17 protein-coding genes and 2 pseudogenes are annotated in these 17,002 nt (G+C 70.4%); 12 read left to right on the top strand and 7 right to left on the bottom strand.

The features are described 5' to 3' along the window. Nucleotides 1–1,090: pseudogene (locus C2142_RS41355) on the top strand (hypothetical protein); the annotation flags it as partial. Beyond that, a complete protein-coding gene (locus tag C2142_RS38285) occupies nt 1,087–1,788 on the top strand; it encodes a helix-turn-helix domain containing protein (protein WP_148647373.1) in 702 nt (233 codons plus the stop codon). The pseudogene C2142_RS41355 and the gene C2142_RS38285, both read left to right, overlap by 4 nt. Before the next feature lie 136 nt (nt 1,789–1,924). Here the strand turns inward: C2142_RS38285 and C2142_RS38280 are convergent, their stop codons facing one another. Next, entirely contained in the window at nt 1,925–2,776 is an 852-nt protein-coding gene (locus tag C2142_RS38280; RefSeq protein ID WP_148647372.1) for a LysR family transcriptional regulator, read from the bottom strand. A gap of 95 nt (nt 2,777–2,871) precedes the next feature. Between C2142_RS38280 and C2142_RS38275 the strand changes: the two genes are divergently transcribed. The 3 genes from C2142_RS38275 to C2142_RS38265 all read left to right on the top strand — a co-directional run bounded on the left by C2142_RS38275 (nt 2,872) and on the right by C2142_RS38265 (nt 6,296). Next, entirely contained in the window at nt 2,872–3,603 is a 732-nt protein-coding gene (locus tag C2142_RS38275; RefSeq protein WP_148647371.1) for an SDR family NAD(P)-dependent oxidoreductase, read from the top strand. 576 nt (nt 3,604–4,179) lie between these two features. Continuing rightward, nucleotides 4,180–5,628, top strand: coding sequence for an NF041680 family putative transposase (locus C2142_RS38270; protein ID WP_148642341.1), 1,449 nt, complete (start codon nt 4,180–4,182; stop codon nt 5,626–5,628). 122 nt (nt 5,629–5,750) lie between these two features. Next, a complete protein-coding gene (locus C2142_RS38265; RefSeq protein WP_148647304.1) occupies nt 5,751–6,296 on the top strand; it encodes a hypothetical protein in 546 nt (181 codons plus the stop codon). Here the strand turns inward: C2142_RS38265 and C2142_RS38260 are convergent. Both C2142_RS38260 and C2142_RS38255 read right to left on the bottom strand, forming a co-directional pair. Next, nucleotides 6,253–7,044, bottom strand: coding sequence for an IS5 family transposase (locus tag C2142_RS38260; protein ID WP_148647501.1), 792 nt, complete (start codon nt 7,042–7,044; stop codon nt 6,253–6,255). The genes C2142_RS38265 and C2142_RS38260 overlap by 44 nt on opposite strands. A gap of 361 nt (nt 7,045–7,405) precedes the next feature. Continuing rightward, on the bottom strand, nt 7,406–8,791 hold the full coding sequence (locus tag C2142_RS38255) for a hypothetical protein (RefSeq protein WP_194235874.1): 1,386 nt from the start codon (nt 8,789–8,791) through the stop codon (nt 7,406–7,408). 238 nt (nt 8,792–9,029) lie between these two features. On the opposite strand from C2142_RS38255, the gene C2142_RS38250 reads away from it, so the two are divergent. Then, on the top strand, nt 9,030–9,287 hold the full coding sequence (locus C2142_RS38250; protein WP_148647370.1) for a hypothetical protein: 258 nt from the start codon (nt 9,030–9,032) through the stop codon (nt 9,285–9,287). Nucleotides 9,288–9,536: 249 nt separating this feature from the next. Here C2142_RS38250 and C2142_RS38245 read toward each other — a convergent pair whose 3' ends face one another. The 3 genes from C2142_RS38245 to C2142_RS38235 all read right to left on the bottom strand — a co-directional run bounded on the left by C2142_RS38245 (nt 9,537) and on the right by C2142_RS38235 (nt 11,604). After that, nucleotides 9,537–9,935, bottom strand: coding sequence for a hypothetical protein (locus C2142_RS38245; RefSeq protein WP_174315581.1), 399 nt, complete (start codon nt 9,933–9,935; stop codon nt 9,537–9,539). Then, nucleotides 9,932–10,786 (bottom strand): IS5 family transposase, encoded by an 855-nt coding sequence (locus tag C2142_RS38240; RefSeq protein WP_148647369.1) that lies wholly within the window; start codon nt 10,784–10,786, stop codon nt 9,932–9,934. The genes C2142_RS38245 and C2142_RS38240 overlap by 4 nt, the downstream gene beginning before the upstream one ends. 443 nt (nt 10,787–11,229) lie before the next feature. After that, nucleotides 11,230–11,604 (bottom strand): hypothetical protein, encoded by a 375-nt coding sequence (locus C2142_RS38235; protein ID WP_148647368.1) that lies wholly within the window; start codon nt 11,602–11,604, stop codon nt 11,230–11,232. Nucleotides 11,605–11,724: 120 nt separating this feature from the next. Here C2142_RS38235 and C2142_RS38230 point away from each other — a divergent pair, with 120 nt between their 5' ends. From C2142_RS38230 to C2142_RS41350, 6 genes and pseudogenes are all read left to right on the top strand, one after another. Next, nucleotides 11,725–12,108, top strand: coding sequence for a transposase (locus C2142_RS38230; protein ID WP_148640713.1), 384 nt, complete (start codon nt 11,725–11,727; stop codon nt 12,106–12,108). 20 nt (nt 12,109–12,128) lie between these two features. Then, complete coding sequence (locus tag C2142_RS38225) at nt 12,129–13,133, top strand: IS3 family transposase (protein WP_148640712.1); 1,005 nt, start codon at nt 12,129–12,131, stop codon at nt 13,131–13,133. 22 nt (nt 13,134–13,155) lie between these two features. Next, entirely contained in the window at nt 13,156–13,782 is a 627-nt protein-coding gene (locus C2142_RS38220) for an ATP-binding protein (RefSeq protein WP_162002668.1), read from the top strand. A 70-nt stretch (nt 13,783–13,852) separates the two neighbouring features. Next, nucleotides 13,853–14,800, top strand: a complete 948-nt coding sequence (locus C2142_RS38215) for a DDE-type integrase/transposase/recombinase (RefSeq protein ID WP_162002667.1) — start codon at nt 13,853–13,855, stop codon at nt 14,798–14,800. Between the two features lie 38 nt (nt 14,801–14,838). Then, entirely contained in the window at nt 14,839–15,597 is a 759-nt protein-coding gene (locus C2142_RS38210; protein ID WP_148647365.1) for a Mu transposase C-terminal domain-containing protein, read from the top strand. Between the two features lie 122 nt (nt 15,598–15,719). Beyond that, a pseudogene (locus C2142_RS41350) lies at nt 15,720–16,055 on the top strand (ATP-binding protein); the annotation flags it as partial. Between the two features lie 104 nt (nt 16,056–16,159). On the opposite strand, the gene C2142_RS41345 reads toward C2142_RS41350, so the two are convergent. Next, nucleotides 16,160–16,840, bottom strand: coding sequence for a TetR/AcrR family transcriptional regulator (locus tag C2142_RS41345; RefSeq protein ID WP_148647364.1), 681 nt, complete (start codon nt 16,838–16,840; stop codon nt 16,160–16,162). Between the last annotated feature and the right edge of the window lie 162 nt (nt 16,841–17,002).

Below are 17,002 nucleotides of genomic sequence, written 5' to 3'. Positions count from 1 at the left end.
GCGCACCATCCCCACCACCGGCAAGTGGGCCGGCGGCTACCCGGTGCTGTCCGAGGAGCTGCGCGGTCTGCTGCACGCCACCGGCGGGCAGGGCCGCACCGAGCTGATCCTGCCGCCCCGCGTGCCGGAGCAGCTGCCCGCCCTGGTGGAGTACGACCGCACGTTCGCCTACGCCAAGCACCTGTGGAAGTCCCCGGTCGGCACCGACCCGCATCACCGCGCAGGGGTTCGCCGCCATGACGGAGGCGGAGCAGGCGAAGGCGCTGATGTCCTGCTCGCACTGGAACATCCGCGTGACCGTCCCGGCCGGCTGGAACCACGTAGGGCTGCTCCCGGCCCCGTCACCGGGGAGCGCGCCTGGGTCTACCCGGCCACACCGGGCACCACGTTCACCACCTGGGCAGGCGGGGCGGAGGTCCACCTCGCGCTGTCCAACCACCTGATGCCGTGGCGGATCGAGATTCTCGGCGGCCTGCTCTTCGAGGACGGCAAGCCGCTCGACGACTGGGGCAAGCGGTTGAAGTCCGCCTGGGCGGACCTGACCAACCTCTCCCGGATCCATGGCGACGAGCGCCAGCGGCAGGCGGCCTACCTCGCGTCCCGCGCGGTCCGGTCGGTGCTGCTGTTCGGCCTGGGTGGCTTCGCGCAGCGCCCGCGCCTGGTCTCCGGCACCACGCCGCTCGGCGAGGCGCTCCCGGCCGGGGTGGAGATCCTCGGCCAGGACGGCGAGGTCGTCACCTGGCAGCGGCAGGCCGGGTTCTCCCGCGACCCGTACGCGCACCCGGAGTGGGCCGCGTACGTGTGGTCGGGGGCGCGGGCGGCGCTGCTGGACATGAAGTACCGCCAGGGCAAGGAGGTCATCGGCTACGCCGGGGCCCTGCACGCCAAGCCCGGCACGGTCGTCTACTTCGGCACCGACGGCATCGCCCTGACCGAGCGCCAGCCCTGGCCCTACCGGGGCGAGCCCGGCGACTACCTCCTCAAGGGCCACCTGACCGGCCCGGTGGAGCACCCGACCGGCCAGGAGCAGTACCTCAAGCTGCGCGGCCTGGGCCGCGCCGAACTCGCGCAGAAGGGAGCTGACCAGTGAGCCCGGCCGACCCGAACAACCCGAACGAGGCCGCCCGCCTGACCCAGCAGCTGATCGACCAGGGCTACACCAAGCGCCAGGTCGCCAGGATGCTGGGCCGCGACGCCTCCCTCGTGTCGCAGTTCTTCACCAAGGGCAAGGGCGCCAGCATGGTCAATGCCCTGCGCCAGCTGGTCCGCGCGGTGCGCGGCGGCGAGCGGGACACCGAGGCGCTGGCAGGCATCGCCGAGGCGAACACCACCCGCCGCCGCACCAAGACCGGGCAGAAGGCCCGCGTGCGGGGCAAGGACACCGTCGGCACCCCGGGGGAGTCGATGGCCGGCCGCGCCGGGAAGCAAGCCATCCGCTCCGGCGCCTCCCACCTGGCCCCGGTCGTGCACGAGACCGGCCAGGCCGGCGGCCGCCTCGCCTTCACGGTCCGGATGAAGGCCGGCCAGTACATCTACTCGGCCGGGTCGGAGAAGGACTCCGGCGGCATCCGGCGCGGCTTCATCCCCCGCTCCGACGGCACCGAGGAGCGCACCTACGGCTCCGCCTCCAGCGGCGGGTTCGACGCCGCCGAATGGTCCCAGCGCGTCGCCGACCACCACGGCGATGTCACCGAGGCCATGAAGGAGTGGCTGGTGGAGACCGGCCGCGCCGTCGAGGACGCCGACATCGCGTACCTGGAGGTCCGCGGCTGGGTACCCGGCCAGTAGCAGCACCAGCGGCTTCCTTGGGACTGAGCGCTTCGTCTGGCGAGTGAGCGGTCGATCTGGCGGGTTGAGCACCGACGTTCCCGCTGGTCAGCTGAGCCGGGACACGATAGGTGGAACCTGGCCAGGCATGTTGGAACTACTGGAGATGTGTCGCAGTGCGGACAAGGTCGGCGACGGCTCTGGACCGACTGTGCGGCGGCCAGGCGATCACGGTGGTGACTTTCGGCGCGTCCAGCACGGGCACGGCGGCGAGGTCACCGTGCAGTTGGGCTCGGCACGACTCCGGTGAGACCGCGCAAGCACGGCCGAGCGCGACGAGTTGCAACAACTGCGCGTGGTCGCGGACCTGCGGGCCGGGGCCGGGCGGGTAGGTGCCGTTGGGGTCGGGCCAGCGTGGCAGGGGCAGCCCGGGCAGCCCGGTGATGTCGGCCATGTGCACATGGGGCCGGACGGTGAGCGGATGCCCGGCTGGCAGGACCACAACCTGGCCCTCCGTGCTGAGTTCTTCGGTGTGGAACCCGGCCGTCGAGTCGAACGGCCGGTGCAGCAGCGCCACGTCGGCCTGACCCTCGCGCAGAAGTCGTTCCTGCTCGGCCGGGCCGCACAGGATGACGTCGACGGCGACCGCGCCGGGTTCGACGGCGTACGCGTCGAGCAGTTTCGCCAGCAGTTCGCGGGACGCGCTGGCTTTCGTGACCAGGACCATGCCGGGACGGCCGGTCGCGGAAAGGGCGGCGCGGCGGGTCCGGCGCTCAGCGGCGTCGACCGCGTCGAGGGCCGCCCGGCCCTCGGCCAGCAGCACCGAGCCGGCTTCGGTCAGCGTGACGGTGCGGCTGGTCCGATCCAGCAGCGCTGCCCCGAGTCGGCGTTCGAGCTGCTGGATCGCCCGTGACAGAGGCGGCTGTGCGATCCCGAGCCGCTGCGCGGCGCGCCCGAAGTGCAACTCTTCGGCGACAGCGACGAAGTAGCGCAGTTCCCTGGTCTCCATCCGGCCACGGTACTCCGGATCAATACCTGGAAGGTATCGTTGTTCACCCAATCGGTCTTGGACCCCCGCCGGGGTCCGAGAGCAGCATGGTCCCCATGAGCGAACGAACGATTGCGCTGGTCACCGGCGCGAACAAGGGAATCGGCTACGAGATCGCCGCGGGCCTGGGCGCCCTCGGCTGGAGCGTCGGCGTCGGCGCCCGCGACGATCAGCGTCGCAAGGCCGCGGTGGAGAGACTGCGCGCGGCTGGCGTCGACGCGTTCGGCGTACCGCTGGACGTGACCGACGACGCGAGCGCGACCGCCGCCGCACGGCTGATCGAGGAACAGGCCGGGCGCCTCGACGTACTCGTCAACAACGCCGCCATCACAGGCGGCACGCCCCAGGAGCCCACCCGCGTCGACCCCGCCACCATCCGCACGGTCGTGGAGACCAACGTCATCGGCGTCATCCGCGTCACCAACGCGATGATGCCGCTGCTGCGCCGCTCTTCCTCACCGCGGATCGTGAACATGTCCAGCAGTGTCGGCTCCCTCACCCGGCAGTCAGGGACCGTTGGTGAGCTGACCACAGGTCCAGTGGCTGTGGCGTACTCGCCGTCGAAGACGTTCCTGAATGCCGTCACCCTCCAGTACGCCCGGGAGCTGAGCGGCACGAACATCCTGATCAACGCTGGCTGCCCCGGCTACGTCGCGACCGACCTCAACGGCTTCCGGGGCGTGCGCACCCCCGAACAGGGCGCGGCCATCGCCATCAAACTCGCGACCCTGCCCGACGACGGCCCGACCGGCAAGTTCTTCGAGGACGCCGGCGTAGTGCCCTGGTGAAGTGCACGGCGGTCATCACCCGCCGGGTGAGGCGGCTTCGCCCGCGCGTCTCCAGCAGGTTCATCGACTACGTCGGCCGCCCCGGCCGACGTTCCGGTGCCCGGGGCAACACTCCGCACCGCTACTGGTTCCAACATGAATGGCAATTCACCGCAGGTTGCAGGCAGCGCGACCATCCGGTTCCAACAATCGTGACCCGGGGATCCGAACCCCAAGGTCACAACACCCCCATGGTTCCAACTACCGCGTCCCGTCACATCAGCGGGGCGCGATGCTCCAGGGCTCCACTTCGCGGCGAGCGCCTTCAGGTGTGGCCGCAGGTCAGCCAGCTTTGCTCAACTCGCCAGATGAAGTGCTCGGTCACATTCCTTGTGAGCGCGGGGACGGGCCTTGGACACTGGCCCGAAGTTCAGCCGATCGGTACCTCCTTCACATGGCTGTCCCTACTTAGCTTTTTGTTTAACCTTGCTGGTCACCCGACCTGCTGATCTGCGGTTCTTCCCGGGACAGCGGAGGCGGCCGTTCTCCACGCTTCGAGATGTCGAGTCACGAAGCCCAAGAGAACGGCCGCTGCATATGAGTCTCCCCCTTGACCCGCCCACGAGCGACGCATTGGGCATCTTGTCCCGCTTTCGGGTTCAGTTCTACGACTGCCTGTACGCCCGCGCGGACGCGCTCTTCGAGCTGACGGACGCGGTGCTGTGCACGGACGGACCAGTGAAAACGCTGGTGGAGCTCTCGCTCGCGGCCGAGCACCGGCGCGGGCACGGCGCCCTGTACCAGGCGCTGGACCGGGGATGGCTGGAGCCGACGCGGCTGCGCCGCACCCTGACAGGCCTGCCGCTGCCACGGCTCGCGGACGGGAGAATCGCGCTGGCCGTAGACGTCTCCAACTGGCTGCGGCCCGATGCCCCGACAAGCGGCGAGCGCCTGTTCTGCCACGTCTACGGCCGCGGTCGAAGCGCCGACCAGTTCGTCCCCGGCTGGCCGTACTCCTTCGTTGCCGCCCTGGAGTCCGGGCGCACGTCGTGGGTCGGACTGCTGGACGCGGTCCGACTGGGACCGGCCGACGACGCGACCGCCGTCACCGCCGCCCAGCTGCGCGAGGTCGTCGAACGCATCATCGCGGCATGCCACTGGCACCGAGGCGATCCGGACATCCTCATCGTGATGGACGCCGGCTACGACGTGACCCGCCTGGCCTACGTCCTGTCCGATCTTCCGGTTGAACTGGTCGGCCGACTACGCTCGGACCGGGTCATGCTCCGTGACCCGGGCGAGCCCCGCTCCACCCCGAAGGGCGGACGCCCGCGCCGGCACGGCGGCGTCTTCACCTTCGCCAAACCCGACAGCTGGCACACCCCGGACGCCGCCACCACCACCGACACCACCCGCTACGGGAAGGCCGAGGCGAGAGCGTGGGACCGGATGCACCAGCGCCTGCAAAAGCGCGGCCCCTGGCTCGACCACGAAGGTGAAATCCCCATCACCCACGGCACGTTGGTCCGCCTCAAGGTCGAGCAGCTGCCGGGCGAGAGGGACGCGAAACCGCTGTGGCTGTGGTCCTCCGCCACCGGCATCGACGCCGAGCATCTGGACCGGATCTGGCGCACGTTCCTGCGCAGATTCGATCTTGAGCACACCTTCCGACTCATGAAGCAGACCCTCGGTTGGACCGCCCCCCGCTTCCGCAACCCGGACACCGCCGACCTGTGGACCTGGCTCGTCATCGTCGCCCACACCCAACTCCGCCTCGCCCGCCCCCTCGCCGAGGACCTACGCCGCCCCTGGGAGAAACCGGCCCCGTCGAGCAGGCTCACCCCCGCCCGGGTCCGACGCGGGTTCCGCAACATCCGCGCGAAGACGCCCAACCCAGCAGCCGTGCCGCAACCGACACGCCCAGGCCCCGGACGGCCACCGGGCTCGAAGAACCGCAGGCCGGCACCCCGCTACGACGTCGGGAAGACCGTCAAACGCGAACCCACGCTCGAAGCGCACCTCGCCAAGATCGCGGCGACAGCATAAAAATCAAGCTCAGTGGCTGTTGTCTTTCCGGGCTTGAGGGCTGCGTTTTCGCTGGTCAGGAATAGGGTCGGCGGTCTCGGGGAGTGGTGGCGTGTCGTGTCGTCGCTCTGGTGGAGGTCGGGATGCCGTCGGTCGTGGGGCTGCTGGAAGAGCGCGAGGTGACCGCTCGCCGTCGTGTGGACGCGCTGCGGGAGGAGGCGGACCGTGTCCAGGCCGAGCTGGTCGTGGCCGAGCGGGAGTGGAACGAGTGGGTCATCGCCCGCTCGCGTGTCGGCGAGGTGCTGTCCCCGGGTGAAGGAGACGCCGCCGGCCCGGATGCCGCCGAGGAGCCGTCGGATCGCGGTGAACCGCCGGCTCTGTCTGCATCTTCGGAGGCGGCGAAGCCGAAGTCGGTGGTGCCGATGTGGCGCGCGGGGCTGGCCTGGTCGGCGCTGTCGGCGGACTACCAGCGCATCGTGCAGGTTCTCGCGGACCGGAACCGCCTCGGTCAAGGCCCGCTGACCTGCCAGGAGATGGCTGGCAGCTTCGGCCTGGACCCGGTGCCCGCGAAGATCGAGGCGTTGCGGTCGAAGGCGAAGCGGCTGACAGCGCGCGGGTGGCTGGCCGAGCCGGCGCCGGGCCGGTTCACGCTCGCGAAGGCCGTGGCCGGGCCAGGCGGCGGGTCATGAGCAGGGTCATCGACCAGTAGACCATCGCCTCCGCGCTGCCGGTGGATCGCTCGAAGTCGCGCACGAGGCGGCGGCTTCGCATCAGGTGGGCGAAGAACCGCTCCACGATCCAGCGCTTGGGCAGCACGACGAAGCCGCGCATGTCGTCACTGCGCTTGACGATGGCCAGGACCAGCGCGAGGGCGGCCAGGCAGTACTCGACGAGGCTGCCGGTGTAGCCGCCGTCGGCCCAGACCAGCGCCAGCCGGTGCTGCGTGGCGGCGACCTGGGCGAGCAGGACCTGCGCGGCGGCGCGGTCTCCGGTGTCGGCTGAGGTGACCAGAACGGCGAGCAGTAGGCCGAGGGTGTCGACCACGGCGTGCCGCTTGCGGCCGTTGATCAGCTTGCCGCCGTCGAAGCCGCGGCTGTCGGCGCCGACGACGGCGTCCGCCTTGACCGACTGGGAGTCGATCACGCCCGCGCTCGGCTCCGGGTCCCGCCCGGCCTGCTCGCGGACCTTGCGGCGGAGCCGGTCGTGGAACTCCTTCACCAGGCCGTGGTCGCGCCAGCGGCGGAAGAAGGCGTAGACCCGGTCCCACGGCGGGAAGTCGGCCGGCATCGCCCGCCACTTCGTGCCGTTGTCGACGAGGTAGCGGATCGCGTCCAACATCGCGCGGTGGCAGTACGCCTCCGGCTGCCCGCCCCGCCCGCGCAGCCAGCCCGGCACCGGCAGCAGCGGCCGCACCACCGCCCACTCCGCCTCGGACATGTCCGTCGGGTAGCGGCGCGCACGGACCCCGTGGTCGGCGGCGTTCCCGAACCGGTGTGCCAGGCAGTCACACGCGAGAGTGACCGAAGTGGACCCCGCTCCCGCGATGCCGTAGAACTGCGACAACAGGGCCTCCTGGACCGCTCTTTGGCGTAGACACCCTTCGAGCTACCAAGAGGCCCTGCTTTCATGCACGGCGGCCGCCGCACTCACCCGATCGAGACTCCCGTTCGACCAGCACCCCTCAAGATCGGAACGACAACAGCCACTTACTTGGAGCGACCTCGTGTCGCACCTGAGCGCTTCAGTTGGCGGGTTGAGTCTTTGGTGTTCGGGGTCGAGGGGCGATGAATGACTGGTGTTACGCGCCACCGCGGGAATCTGGCTGGGCCTGCCGGATGAGTCGCTGCCACCAGGACTGTTGCGGTGGGGGTTGCGGGGCCTCGGTCGTGATCGGGACGAACCGGCTCTCGATCGGGGTGTCCCATTCGATCAGCGCGGCCGGGAACCAGGTGACCGGCTTGATGTCACCGAGGGTGTTGGCCCAGGCGGCTACGCGTTCCGCGGCGTCGCGGGAGGGGAGCAGGCCGCGTGCGTCGGTGGTGACTCCGAAGGTGAGTACGGCGTCCTGGTGCAGGTCGTTGCAGAGCCAGGTGTGCAGCAGGCCGCAGTCGTAGCCGAGCACCTCCCAGCCGATCTCGCGCCCGCCCTCGGCGACCTTCGGGACGGGCGTGCGGTCGCCGTGCCCGTCTTTTTCGCCGACCTGACTGTCGAGGTGGGTGAGCAGCACCGGCTCGTACGTTGCAGCCGCGTGGATGTCCGCGACGAAGCGGGCGGCGTGGTCGGCCGGCACCAGCAGGGCGTACAAACGGGCGTCTTCGAGTCCTTGGAGGGACGTGCAGGCCGCCAGGGCCTCCTGTGCGGTGTCGAACCAGCAGCCGTCCTGTGGGAGCCGGTCGATCAGGCAGTCGGACGCTGTGATCAGCCGCGCCGCGCCGGGTATTGCCCCAGGGCCGGTGATCAGCTCGGGGATCGCCACGAAGTAGCCGGCGAGCAGCGGCTTCGCAGCGTTCGGTGCTGGCACCCGAGCTGTGGGCAGTGGTGTCCTGCCGCCGGGCGCGGCGGCGGACGGCTGCCCGGTTGCCCCACTGCGGGGCCGCTCCAGCCGGGGCAGTGACTCGCCGGCGCGGCGCGGGCGGCGTTCGGCGAGCCAGAAGAGGTAGCCGCGCAGATACTCCTCCAGGCCGTGGTCGAGGTAGGCGGTGTAGTCGCGCAGGCCCTGGGCGGCGTCACGGTAGTGCTCGCGGTACTTGCCGCGGGTGCGCGACCAGCGGCTGGACACGCCGAAGGCCCACTCGCGCACCTGCCCGCGCTCCTGCCACCATTCGCGCACCGCCGGGGCGGTCCAGTGGTCGTCTCCGTCCATGGCGAAGCCGCCGTGGCCGAAGAAGCAGCCGCTCAGCAGGTCGTAGGTCTGCACGGGGCCGACCGGCTGGCGGAAGACGAATTCCCTGCCGTCCAAAGGCCCGTGGTCGTCGTCGTAGGCGATGTGGAACGGCGCGTCGTGGCGGCCCATCTGCATGCTGTCGGTGTCGGCGCCGTAGAACGGGCCAGGGACGTTGCGCCAGTTCCGCTCCTGCCAGAGGCCGCCGAACTGGTCCAGGTTCGGATACTCGATGAGTAGCCGCCGGGCGGTGGGCAGCGGGTCCCAGTAGCCGCCGAGGCCGTCGTGATTCCCGTTGTCCACAGGTCGGGTTCCGTTCTGAGGCGCCGGTCGCAGATTGCCAGTGATATCAGAAGCCCAGGTCACACGCCGCGCCGGGATGGACCAGGTCCACCATTGACTACGGCGAAGTCACGTCCGGCCAGTGCTCAATCCGCCAACCGAAGCGCTCAGTCACAACCCTCCAGTCACTTTCGTGAAGTTCTGAAGATTTCACCGAGAAGTGGCTACTCTGGTGAAAACGACTGGAAGGGGGCCACCCATGACGGAGCCCACTGGCACGCCCCGTGCTCTTCGCATCAGCTTCGAGTTCGAGGTGCCGCAAGGCCTGAAGAAGAACATTCACGGCGCCAAGATCCATGCGGCACTCGACACCATCGCGGGCCGGGTCATCGGCATGGCCGAGGGCCTGTTCCCTTGGGCCAGCAGGGTCACGGTCCGCAAGCAGTGGGTCTACAACTGGACGGACGAGACCGAGATTCACGACCTGCCGGTCAGCGACGCCAACACCCCCGAGTAGCCGGACGAGTGGGCGCCCCACGCCGGGCGCCCACTTCCGTCAACCCGCCCCGCACCACCCAGCCCGCCGCCCAGTCACCCCGCACGACCCGGCATCCGAAGGAGAAGCACCGCCGTGGAGACCACCACCGCCACCGCCGGGCAGGACGTGCCGGCCGGGCTGCGCGCCCAGGCCGAGATTCCCGTTCCGGTGCAGCTGTCCGGCACCGCCGTGGTGAACCCGTTGCCGTTGCACTGGTTTCAGTGGGCGTTAAGTCCGTTTCTGGTAGCGGCCTCGTCCGGGTTGGGTGAGGAAGCCTTGGCGGGTGAGGCGTCCGAGGCGGCTGCGGGTGATGTTGACGGACGCCTCATCGGTGGGCATGTCGAGGAGTTCGTGCAGCTCGCGAGCTTGGAACGCCCGGCCGGGGTACTGGTTGAAGGCGTTCACGATGGCCTGGTAAGTGGTGTTCCTCTCGGGCGGTTCCGGTTCGGTTCCTGTCGGCGCGACCTCCGTGATGATCTTTCGGGTGGTGGTCAGGTCCGCGAGACGGGCCTCGGTCTCGGCCAGGGCGGCGGTGAGGTGCTCGATCTGGTCGCGCAGTTCTGCGGCCCGGGTGGTGGCCTCGTCCTGCCGGGCCTGGAGGCCGGCCAGGAGTTCGGTGACGTTCACGCGGCCAGTCCGAGGGTGTCGCGCCAGGCCAGGGCGGGTGTGGTGAGGCGGCGGGTCATGTTCGCGGTGGAGGCCCGGCAGACGCGCGAGGCGGAGGTATCGGGCCGGTAGTCGTACTCACGGGCGAGGCGCCGGTGGAGCATCAGCGTGCCGTTCGTCTGCTCGACCACCCACCGCTTCGGTTGCGGGACGAATCCTTTGCCCTGGTCGGCCGGGTTGCGGCGGACGACTTCGACGTCGATGTCCAGCAGGGCACCGTGGATGATGACCTCGTCCTTGAAACCCTGGTCCACCAGGGCTTTCTCCAGCCGACTGCCGCACCGTTCGGCGGCCTGGTCGAGCAGGGCGGTGCCGGCGGCGTTGTCGTGGGCGGAGGTGGTCAGGACGACGACGCCGATGATCAGGCCCATCACATCGACAGCCAGTCCCCGCTTGCGGCCCGACACCTTCTTGTTGGCGTCCAGTCCCGTCGTGGTCTTCGGAACACCGGCGGCCGCCCGAACGGACTGGGTGTCGATGATCACCAGGGACGGGTCCTCTAATCGGCGGGCCCTCTCCCGCACCTGGCAGCGCAGGAGTTCCTGGATTCGCTGGTCCAGCCCGTTCTGGCGCCACAGGCTGAAGTAGTAGAACACCGCCGACCAGGCCGGGAGATCATGGGGTAGGTAGCGCCACTGACAGCCCGTCCGGTTCTGGTAGAAGATCGCGTTCACGACCTCTCGCAGGTCGCAGGACCCCGGATCCCCGGTCGCCGACCGCGCCACCCGGTCCTGTTTCCAGGCCGTGATCATCGGCTCGATCAGCGGCCACTGTGCATCCGATAAGTCACTGGGGTACGGCTCTCTCTCCATGCCTGGCATCTCAGCATGGACATGCCCACGGAGTTGTCGCATAGCGGCCAGTACCCACGATCGAGTGATCACAAACCGGGGAAGATCGGACTTAACGCCCACTGAGAAGTAGTGGGGTTTTCCGCAGTTTTGTTGAGAGCCCTGTATGTGCCTGACAAGCGGGCGGCCGGGCCTGCTGCCTGGCGGGCCCGCAGGGCCGGCCGGGTGCGGGTGACCGGGCCTGCTGCGCTCTGCGGAGCGGCCTGGCTGCGGCGCGGTGCTGGAGCCGGAGAAGGTCTGGGTCGCCGAAGCCCGCACCGAGTGGGCCCACCCGCCGCCCGCCGTGCTGGACCTGCGAGGGCCCGTTGGGTGGCCCGGAGGGTTCCGAGTGGGAGCTGCGTGCCGAGGCGGCGTCGGAGGTCGCTGAGTGCCCGGACTGCGTCCAGGCCCGGGAGTGTGTGCGGCTATGTCTTCTCTGGCGTGTTGTCGGTGAGCCTGTGGCCTTGGGTGTGGAGCCAGCGTCGGATTGCCGCCGTGTGGCGGACGGCGGTTGCGTGCAGGGCTGGACCGGTCTTCGCGGCGGCGCTCTCGCGGCCGATTCGGGCGGCGTCCTGTTCGGCGGCCTCGACGACGGCGCTCGCGACCCAGTCGTCGAGGACTCCGTCGTTCTTCCACCGGGTGAGCCGGTTGCGCGCGGCCCGGTGGGCGGCCTGGGCTTCGGCTGCCTTCGTCTGTTGAGCGGCCCGCTCCCAGTACCGCGTGCGGTTGGTGAGGTATGCGTCGATGGCGCTGCGGGCCATGGCCTCGTCCCGTTCGGGATCGTGCTGAGGGCTCGTCATGCGGGAAGAATAAGGGAGCGTCGACGGGTCGGCTCGCTGCCCCCTCTCTGTCAGCCTTGGGTGAGACGTCCCGCTTTGTCGGGTTAGCCTGAGAGGGCCCGAGTAGGAGTTCCACCCCTGATGACCAGCACCAATCCGTCCGCAGCAGACCCGGCTCCCAAGCCGAAGCGCCGCACGTTCAGTCCCGAGTACAAGCTGCGGATCGTCGCCGAGTACGACGCCGCGCCCAAGAACGAGAAGGGTGCGGTCCTGCGCCGTGAGCGCCTGTACCACTCCCACGTCACCGAATGGCGGGCCGCGCGTGATGCCGGGGCCCTGGAGAACCTGGTCGACCAGCGCACGAGCCCGGCCCGCCCGAAGAGGTCCGCCGCCGAGGTCGAGAACGAGAAGCTGCGCCGGCAGGTGGAACGGCTGGAGAAGGAGCTCGCCCGGAACAAGGCCGCGCTGGAGGTCCTGGGAAAAGCGTCGGCGCTCTTGGAAATGATCTCCGAGAGCGCGGACTGACCCACGCCGCCGATCCCGTCGTGGACGAGGCGTTCACCGGCGTCGAACACGAGCTGGGCATCACCGCCGCGTGCCGGCTGACCGGCCGCTCCCGGGCCACCCACTACCGCAGGCTGAAGCCGCCGCCCGTGCGCGGGCCCAGGTCCCCGCAGGTCCAGCCGTCGGCCCTGACCTCCGAAGAGCGTGACGCGGTACTGGAGTTGATGAACAGCCCCGAGTACGCCGAGCTGGCGCCCGCGCAGATCTGGGCCCGTGAGCTGGATACCGGGCGCTACCACTGCTCGGTCTCCACGATGTACCGGATCCTGCGTGAGCGGGGCCAGTCGGGTGAGCGCCGCCGCCAGGCCACCCACCCGGCCACGACGGTGCCCGAACTGGTCGCCGACGGCCCCTCGCAGGTGTTCACCTGGGACATCACCAAAGCGGCCGGCCCCAGGAAGGGCATCTGGTACCACGCCTACGTCATCATCGACATCTTCAGCCGCTACATCGTCGGTCACACCGTCGAACTGGCCGAATCAGCGGAACGGGCTGAGGAGTTGATCCGCGAGGCCATCACGCGCAACGGCATCGTCCCCGAGACCGTGCACGCCGACCGCGGCACCTCCATGACCAGCAAGAAGGTCTCCCAGCTGCTGATCGACCTCGGCGTCACCAGGAGCCACTCGCGTCCGAAGGTTTCCAACGACAACCCCTACAGCGAGGCCCAGTTCAAGACCACCAAGTACATGGCCGACTATCCCGAGCGGTTCGACTCCCTGGCCCACGCCCGCGAATGGTTCGACGCCTTCATCTCGTACTACAACCACGAGCACAGGCACTCGGGCATCGGACTCCACGCGCCCGCCAGCGTCCACTTCGGCACCGCGGAGGAGATCCGCGACCAGCGGGCCGTCACCCTCGCCGAGGCATACGCACGGCACCCCGAACGCTTCGGCCGCCGCCCCAGACCACCCGAGATCCCGAAGGCGGCGTGGATCAACGACCCCGCCAAACGCAGGGAACCCGCACCACAAACCTCATAGCGTCACGACCGTCTCACTGGACTTGAAATCTTCCGGGCAGGGCAAGACGGTCGCGGTCCACCAGGCTCTGGGTCTGCTGCCGCGCCGTGTGCCTGTCCGCCAGGCGCAGGTGGCGGTGAAGCCGGCCCTGCCGCAGCTGCGCGCCGCGCTGTTGACCGCGTTCGGTCTGCCGGCGACGGCGCTGACGAACCGCACGGACGCGGCCGACCGCGCGCTCATCGACGCCTTCAAGACCCCCAGCGTGCTGCTGATCGACGACGTCCAGCACATCGCCGCTCCCGAACTCGACTACCTGCGCCTGCTGGCCGACGCCCCGACCACCCAGACCTCGCTGGTGCTGTGCGGGGCCGGGGCCGAGCGCACGCTGGCCCGGGCCCCGGCCCTGGCTTCGCGGGTGCTGACCTGGCAGCACGTCCCCCGCCTGGAGGCCTCCCAGGTCCCCGCCGTGTTGCGCCTGTTCCATCCGCTGTGGCATACCGCGGCCGACGCCGATCTGCTGCACGCGGACGAGACCTGTGCGCGGGGGAACTTCCGGACCTGGGCGAAGATCACCTCCCACGCCTACGCGGCGCTGGACCAGCGCCCCGGCACCGGTGCCGACGGCGAGCTGCTGTCCAGGGCGTGTTCCCGGCTCGGCCCCAACCCCTGACCCCGTCGCCTCGGCGGTCCCCGTGCTGCCGCGACGACTGCCACCGCCGCCGCATGCGGAAAGGACACCGGTGAACACCTCCACCCCCGATGGCACCGCCACCGTCGCGGCACCCGCGCCGGCCGAGGCCGAGCCCGCCCTGGACCCGGTGTCGTTGAAGGCCTTGCGTGCTCCCGCAGTGCGCCGTCTGCTCGCTCTGCGTGCCGAGGGCCGACTCACCCGCGGGCACGTCCACACCACGGCTCAGTGCCTGGCGGTCTCCGACCGGACGGTGTGGCGGTGGCTGGCCGACGCCACCACCGCACCCGCCACTGCGGACGATCCCGGGGCGCGCCGTGCGGATCGGTTCGAGATCACGGCTGAGGTCCGGGTGCTGCTGGCCTACTGGCGAGGCAACGCCTCCGCGGTCCACCGCGAGCTTGTCGCCCGCGCCAGCGCAGCCGCCGTCTTCGATACCGCGGCCGGCGGAGCCGTCCAACCGCCTTCCCTGCCTCGGTCGGCTCGCCCGGCGGTTCCGGGTGGCGCGCCATCCGGGGCCGTTCCCGTGCTGGAGCGGGTGCCGTCTTTGGCGACGTTCCTGCGCGCGGTGCGTCGTGATCTGACGGCGGGGGAGCGGGCCGGGTACCGCAAGGGCCCCGAGGCGGCCCGCGCGCTGGACGTGTTCGGCAAACGCCCCCGCACCTGGCGCAACCACGTCTGGGAGGGCGACCACGTCCAGGCCCCGCTGCGCGTGCACGCGGATGGACAGCTGGTACGCCCCTACGTCACCTGGTTCATCGACTGCGCGACGAAAGCGATCACCGGCGTCGCGGTCACCCCAGGCACCCCCTCACGGGCCTCGATCCTGGCGGCGCTGCGCGCCGCGGTCCTGCGTACCGGGGCGTACGGGCCGGTCGGGGGCCGGCCGGAGACGGTACGGATCGACCGTGGCAAGGACTTCCTCTCCCGCACCGTCACCGCGGCCTTCGACGCGCTGGGCACAACCGTGGACGACCTGCCGGCCTACAGCCCCACCTGAAGGGCAGCGTCGAGCACCTGAACCGCAGCGCCACGCGGATGCTGTTCGCCGCTCTGCCCGGCTACCGCACCAAGCAGCCCCGCCGCCACCCCGACCGCCTCCCCACCGCGCCCGTCCTGTCGTTCGAGGACTTCACCGCCGAAGTCCTGGCCTGGGTCACCTGGTGGAACACCGAGCACCACCCGCAGGGCCTGAACGGCCACACCCCGCTCCAGGCGTGGCAGCAGGATCCGACACCGCTCACCGACATCCCGCCGCACGACCTGTGGTCCTTCACGCTCGAAGACGACGGCCGCACCCGCGTCATCACCAGCCACGGCGTCCGCTTCAAGAACCGCGACTACCTCGCCGACTGGATGACCGGACAGGCCGGCCGCGAAGTCAGGGTCAGGTTCATGCCCCACCACACCCACGAGATCGAAATCTGCGACCCCGCCGGCCGCCGCCTGGGCACCGCCCACCTCGCCGACCACGCCACCCCCGAACAACTCGGCGCGCTGCGCCGCGCCCGCACCCGGCGCGCCAAGCGCCTGCGGGCCGAAGCCAAGGCCGCCGAGCACCTGCGCCACCAGCGCTTCGCCCCCGCCACCACCCCGACCGCACCACGCCGCCTGCATGCCGCCACCGCCGCCGAGGCGGCACGGGAGTTGTCCCGCCACCACGAGAGTGACCTCGCCGCGCTGGCCCTGCCCGACCTGATCCCACCCGCCCCACCACCCGCCGACTGGCCCACCCCCGCCACCCTGAAAACCGCCGCCCGGCCCACCCCGCCGCCCGACCACCAGGACACCCCGTGACCCGCCGCCTGCCACCCGCACCCACCGACCAGTACGTCGCCCTTCCCGAGGCCCGCCTCGTGGCGACCCGCGCGCTGCTCACCGTGCGGGAGAACCTCGCCGACACGATCGCTGCCCGCGCCATGAGGTGCATCCACGGCGGCGCCGGCTTCGGCAAGACCGTCGCGGTGACCAGCTGCCTGCGCGAACTCGAACCCGGCGAAGAGATCCACCGCATCACCTTCCACGCACGCCCCACCACCCGCGCCGTGCGCCACGAACTGTTCACCAGCCTCCAACTGCCGGGACAGCCCCCGCGCTACGCCAGCGAGTTCGACCACCTCCTCAAGACCGCACTCTCCGCCCACCCCCGCACCCTCGTCCTGGACGAGGCCCAGTGGCTCTCCAGCGACCAGCTGGAATACATCCGCTACCTCTGGGACGACCCTTACACCCGACTCGCTGTCGTCTTCGTCGGCGGAGAAGGCTGCCACCACCCACCGCCCCGCGACCGCCTGGTGCTCGATGAGCACCGGGCGGTGCTGCTTCGGCTGGACCAGGCGCTCGCCGACGCCACAGTCGATCAAGCGTGTGACCCGTCGCCCTTCTGCGCGTGTCCACCCAACTCCCCCAGGAAGGAACCCAGCTGTGCGCTCGTCAGGGACGGTGCGGGGAGCGGATGCGCCGCCTCCGTCCGGAGGCCGTCGAGGAACAGGGCGAGGTAGCGGCGCCAGGCGCAGGGGCCGGCGGCACCCAGCGCCGGGGCGACCCGCCCCAGGGCCGCCAGGGTCACCAGCAGATCCTCGGGGGTGATATCGCCGCGCACCGTTCCGTCCTCCTGCGCGCGGCCGATCAGCATCGTGACCGTCTCAAGGTTGTGCAGGTGCAGGGCTTCCAGCGAGGGCACACCCGCCAGCCCCGTCGTCATCAGGTCACCGGCGCCCCGGTCGGCGGCGAGCAGGGCGAAGACCTGGTCCAGATAGCCGGTGAAGCCGGCCCACGGGCTCGCGGCGAACCGGGCCTCCTCTCCCGCCGCCCTGATCGCGTCCAGGGCCTCCCGGAACACCTCTTCGACCAGGGCCGCCTTGGTGGGGAAGTGCCGGTAGAGCGTGGCGTTGCCGACGCCGGCGCGACGGGCGATGACGTCGAGCGGTGCCTCGACGCCCTGCTCGGAGTACACCTCGTGGGCTGCGGCGATCAGCAGTTCACGGTTGCGGCGGGCGTCGCGCCGTCGGGCGGGGGGCTGGGTCTGGCCGGTGTCCATGGAGGCACGATACCGCCACCGGGGAGATCTCCCCGTTTACTGGTATGGTCGGACCATGAAACGGGGAGTGCTATCCGTTTTCTACCTGGGAGGGAACTGCCTTGACCGCTCCGACACTTCAGGACCTGGCCCCGGCCGGTCTCGACGTCACCCCCGTACCCC

This window comes from Streptomyces sp. CB01881 (genome assembly GCF_002953255.1).
In the GTDB taxonomy this organism is placed as follows: domain Bacteria; phylum Actinomycetota; class Actinomycetes; order Streptomycetales; family Streptomycetaceae; genus Kitasatospora.
The sequence above is the reverse complement of the archived record's forward strand: the minus strand, read 5'-3'. Positions and strand labels throughout refer to the sequence as shown.

Bases quoted from the DNA above. Each gene is read 5' to 3' on its own strand.
- C2142_RS38280 (WP_148647372.1), bottom strand. From the start codon at position 2,776: ATGGAGACCAGGGAACTGCGCTACTTCGTCGCTGTCGCCGAAGAGTTG.
- C2142_RS38265 (WP_148647304.1), top strand. From the start codon at position 5,751: ATGCCGTCGGTCGTGGGGCTGCTGGAAGAGCGCGAGGTGACCGCTCGC.
- C2142_RS38270 (WP_148642341.1), top strand. From the start codon at position 4,180: ATGAGTCTCCCCCTTGACCCGCCCACGAGCGACGCATTGGGCATCTTG.
- C2142_RS41345 (WP_148647364.1), bottom strand. From the start codon at position 16,840: ATGGACACCGGCCAGACCCAGCCCCCCGCCCGACGGCGCGACGCCCGC.
- C2142_RS38260 (WP_148647501.1), bottom strand. From the start codon at position 7,044: ATGTCCGAGGCGGAGTGGGCGGTGGTGCGGCCGCTGCTGCCGGTGCCG.
- C2142_RS38230 (WP_148640713.1), top strand. From the start codon at position 11,725: ATGACCAGCACCAATCCGTCCGCAGCAGACCCGGCTCCCAAGCCGAAG.
- C2142_RS38275 (WP_148647371.1), top strand. From the start codon at position 2,872: ATGAGCGAACGAACGATTGCGCTGGTCACCGGCGCGAACAAGGGAATC.
- C2142_RS38210 (WP_148647365.1), top strand. From the start codon at position 14,839: ATGCTGTTCGCCGCTCTGCCCGGCTACCGCACCAAGCAGCCCCGCCGC.
- C2142_RS38240 (WP_148647369.1), bottom strand. From the start codon at position 10,786: ATGGAGAGAGAGCCGTACCCCAGTGACTTATCGGATGCACAGTGGCCG.
- C2142_RS38250 (WP_148647370.1), top strand. From the start codon at position 9,030: ATGACGGAGCCCACTGGCACGCCCCGTGCTCTTCGCATCAGCTTCGAG.
- C2142_RS38235 (WP_148647368.1), bottom strand. From the start codon at position 11,604: ATGACGAGCCCTCAGCACGATCCCGAACGGGACGAGGCCATGGCCCGC.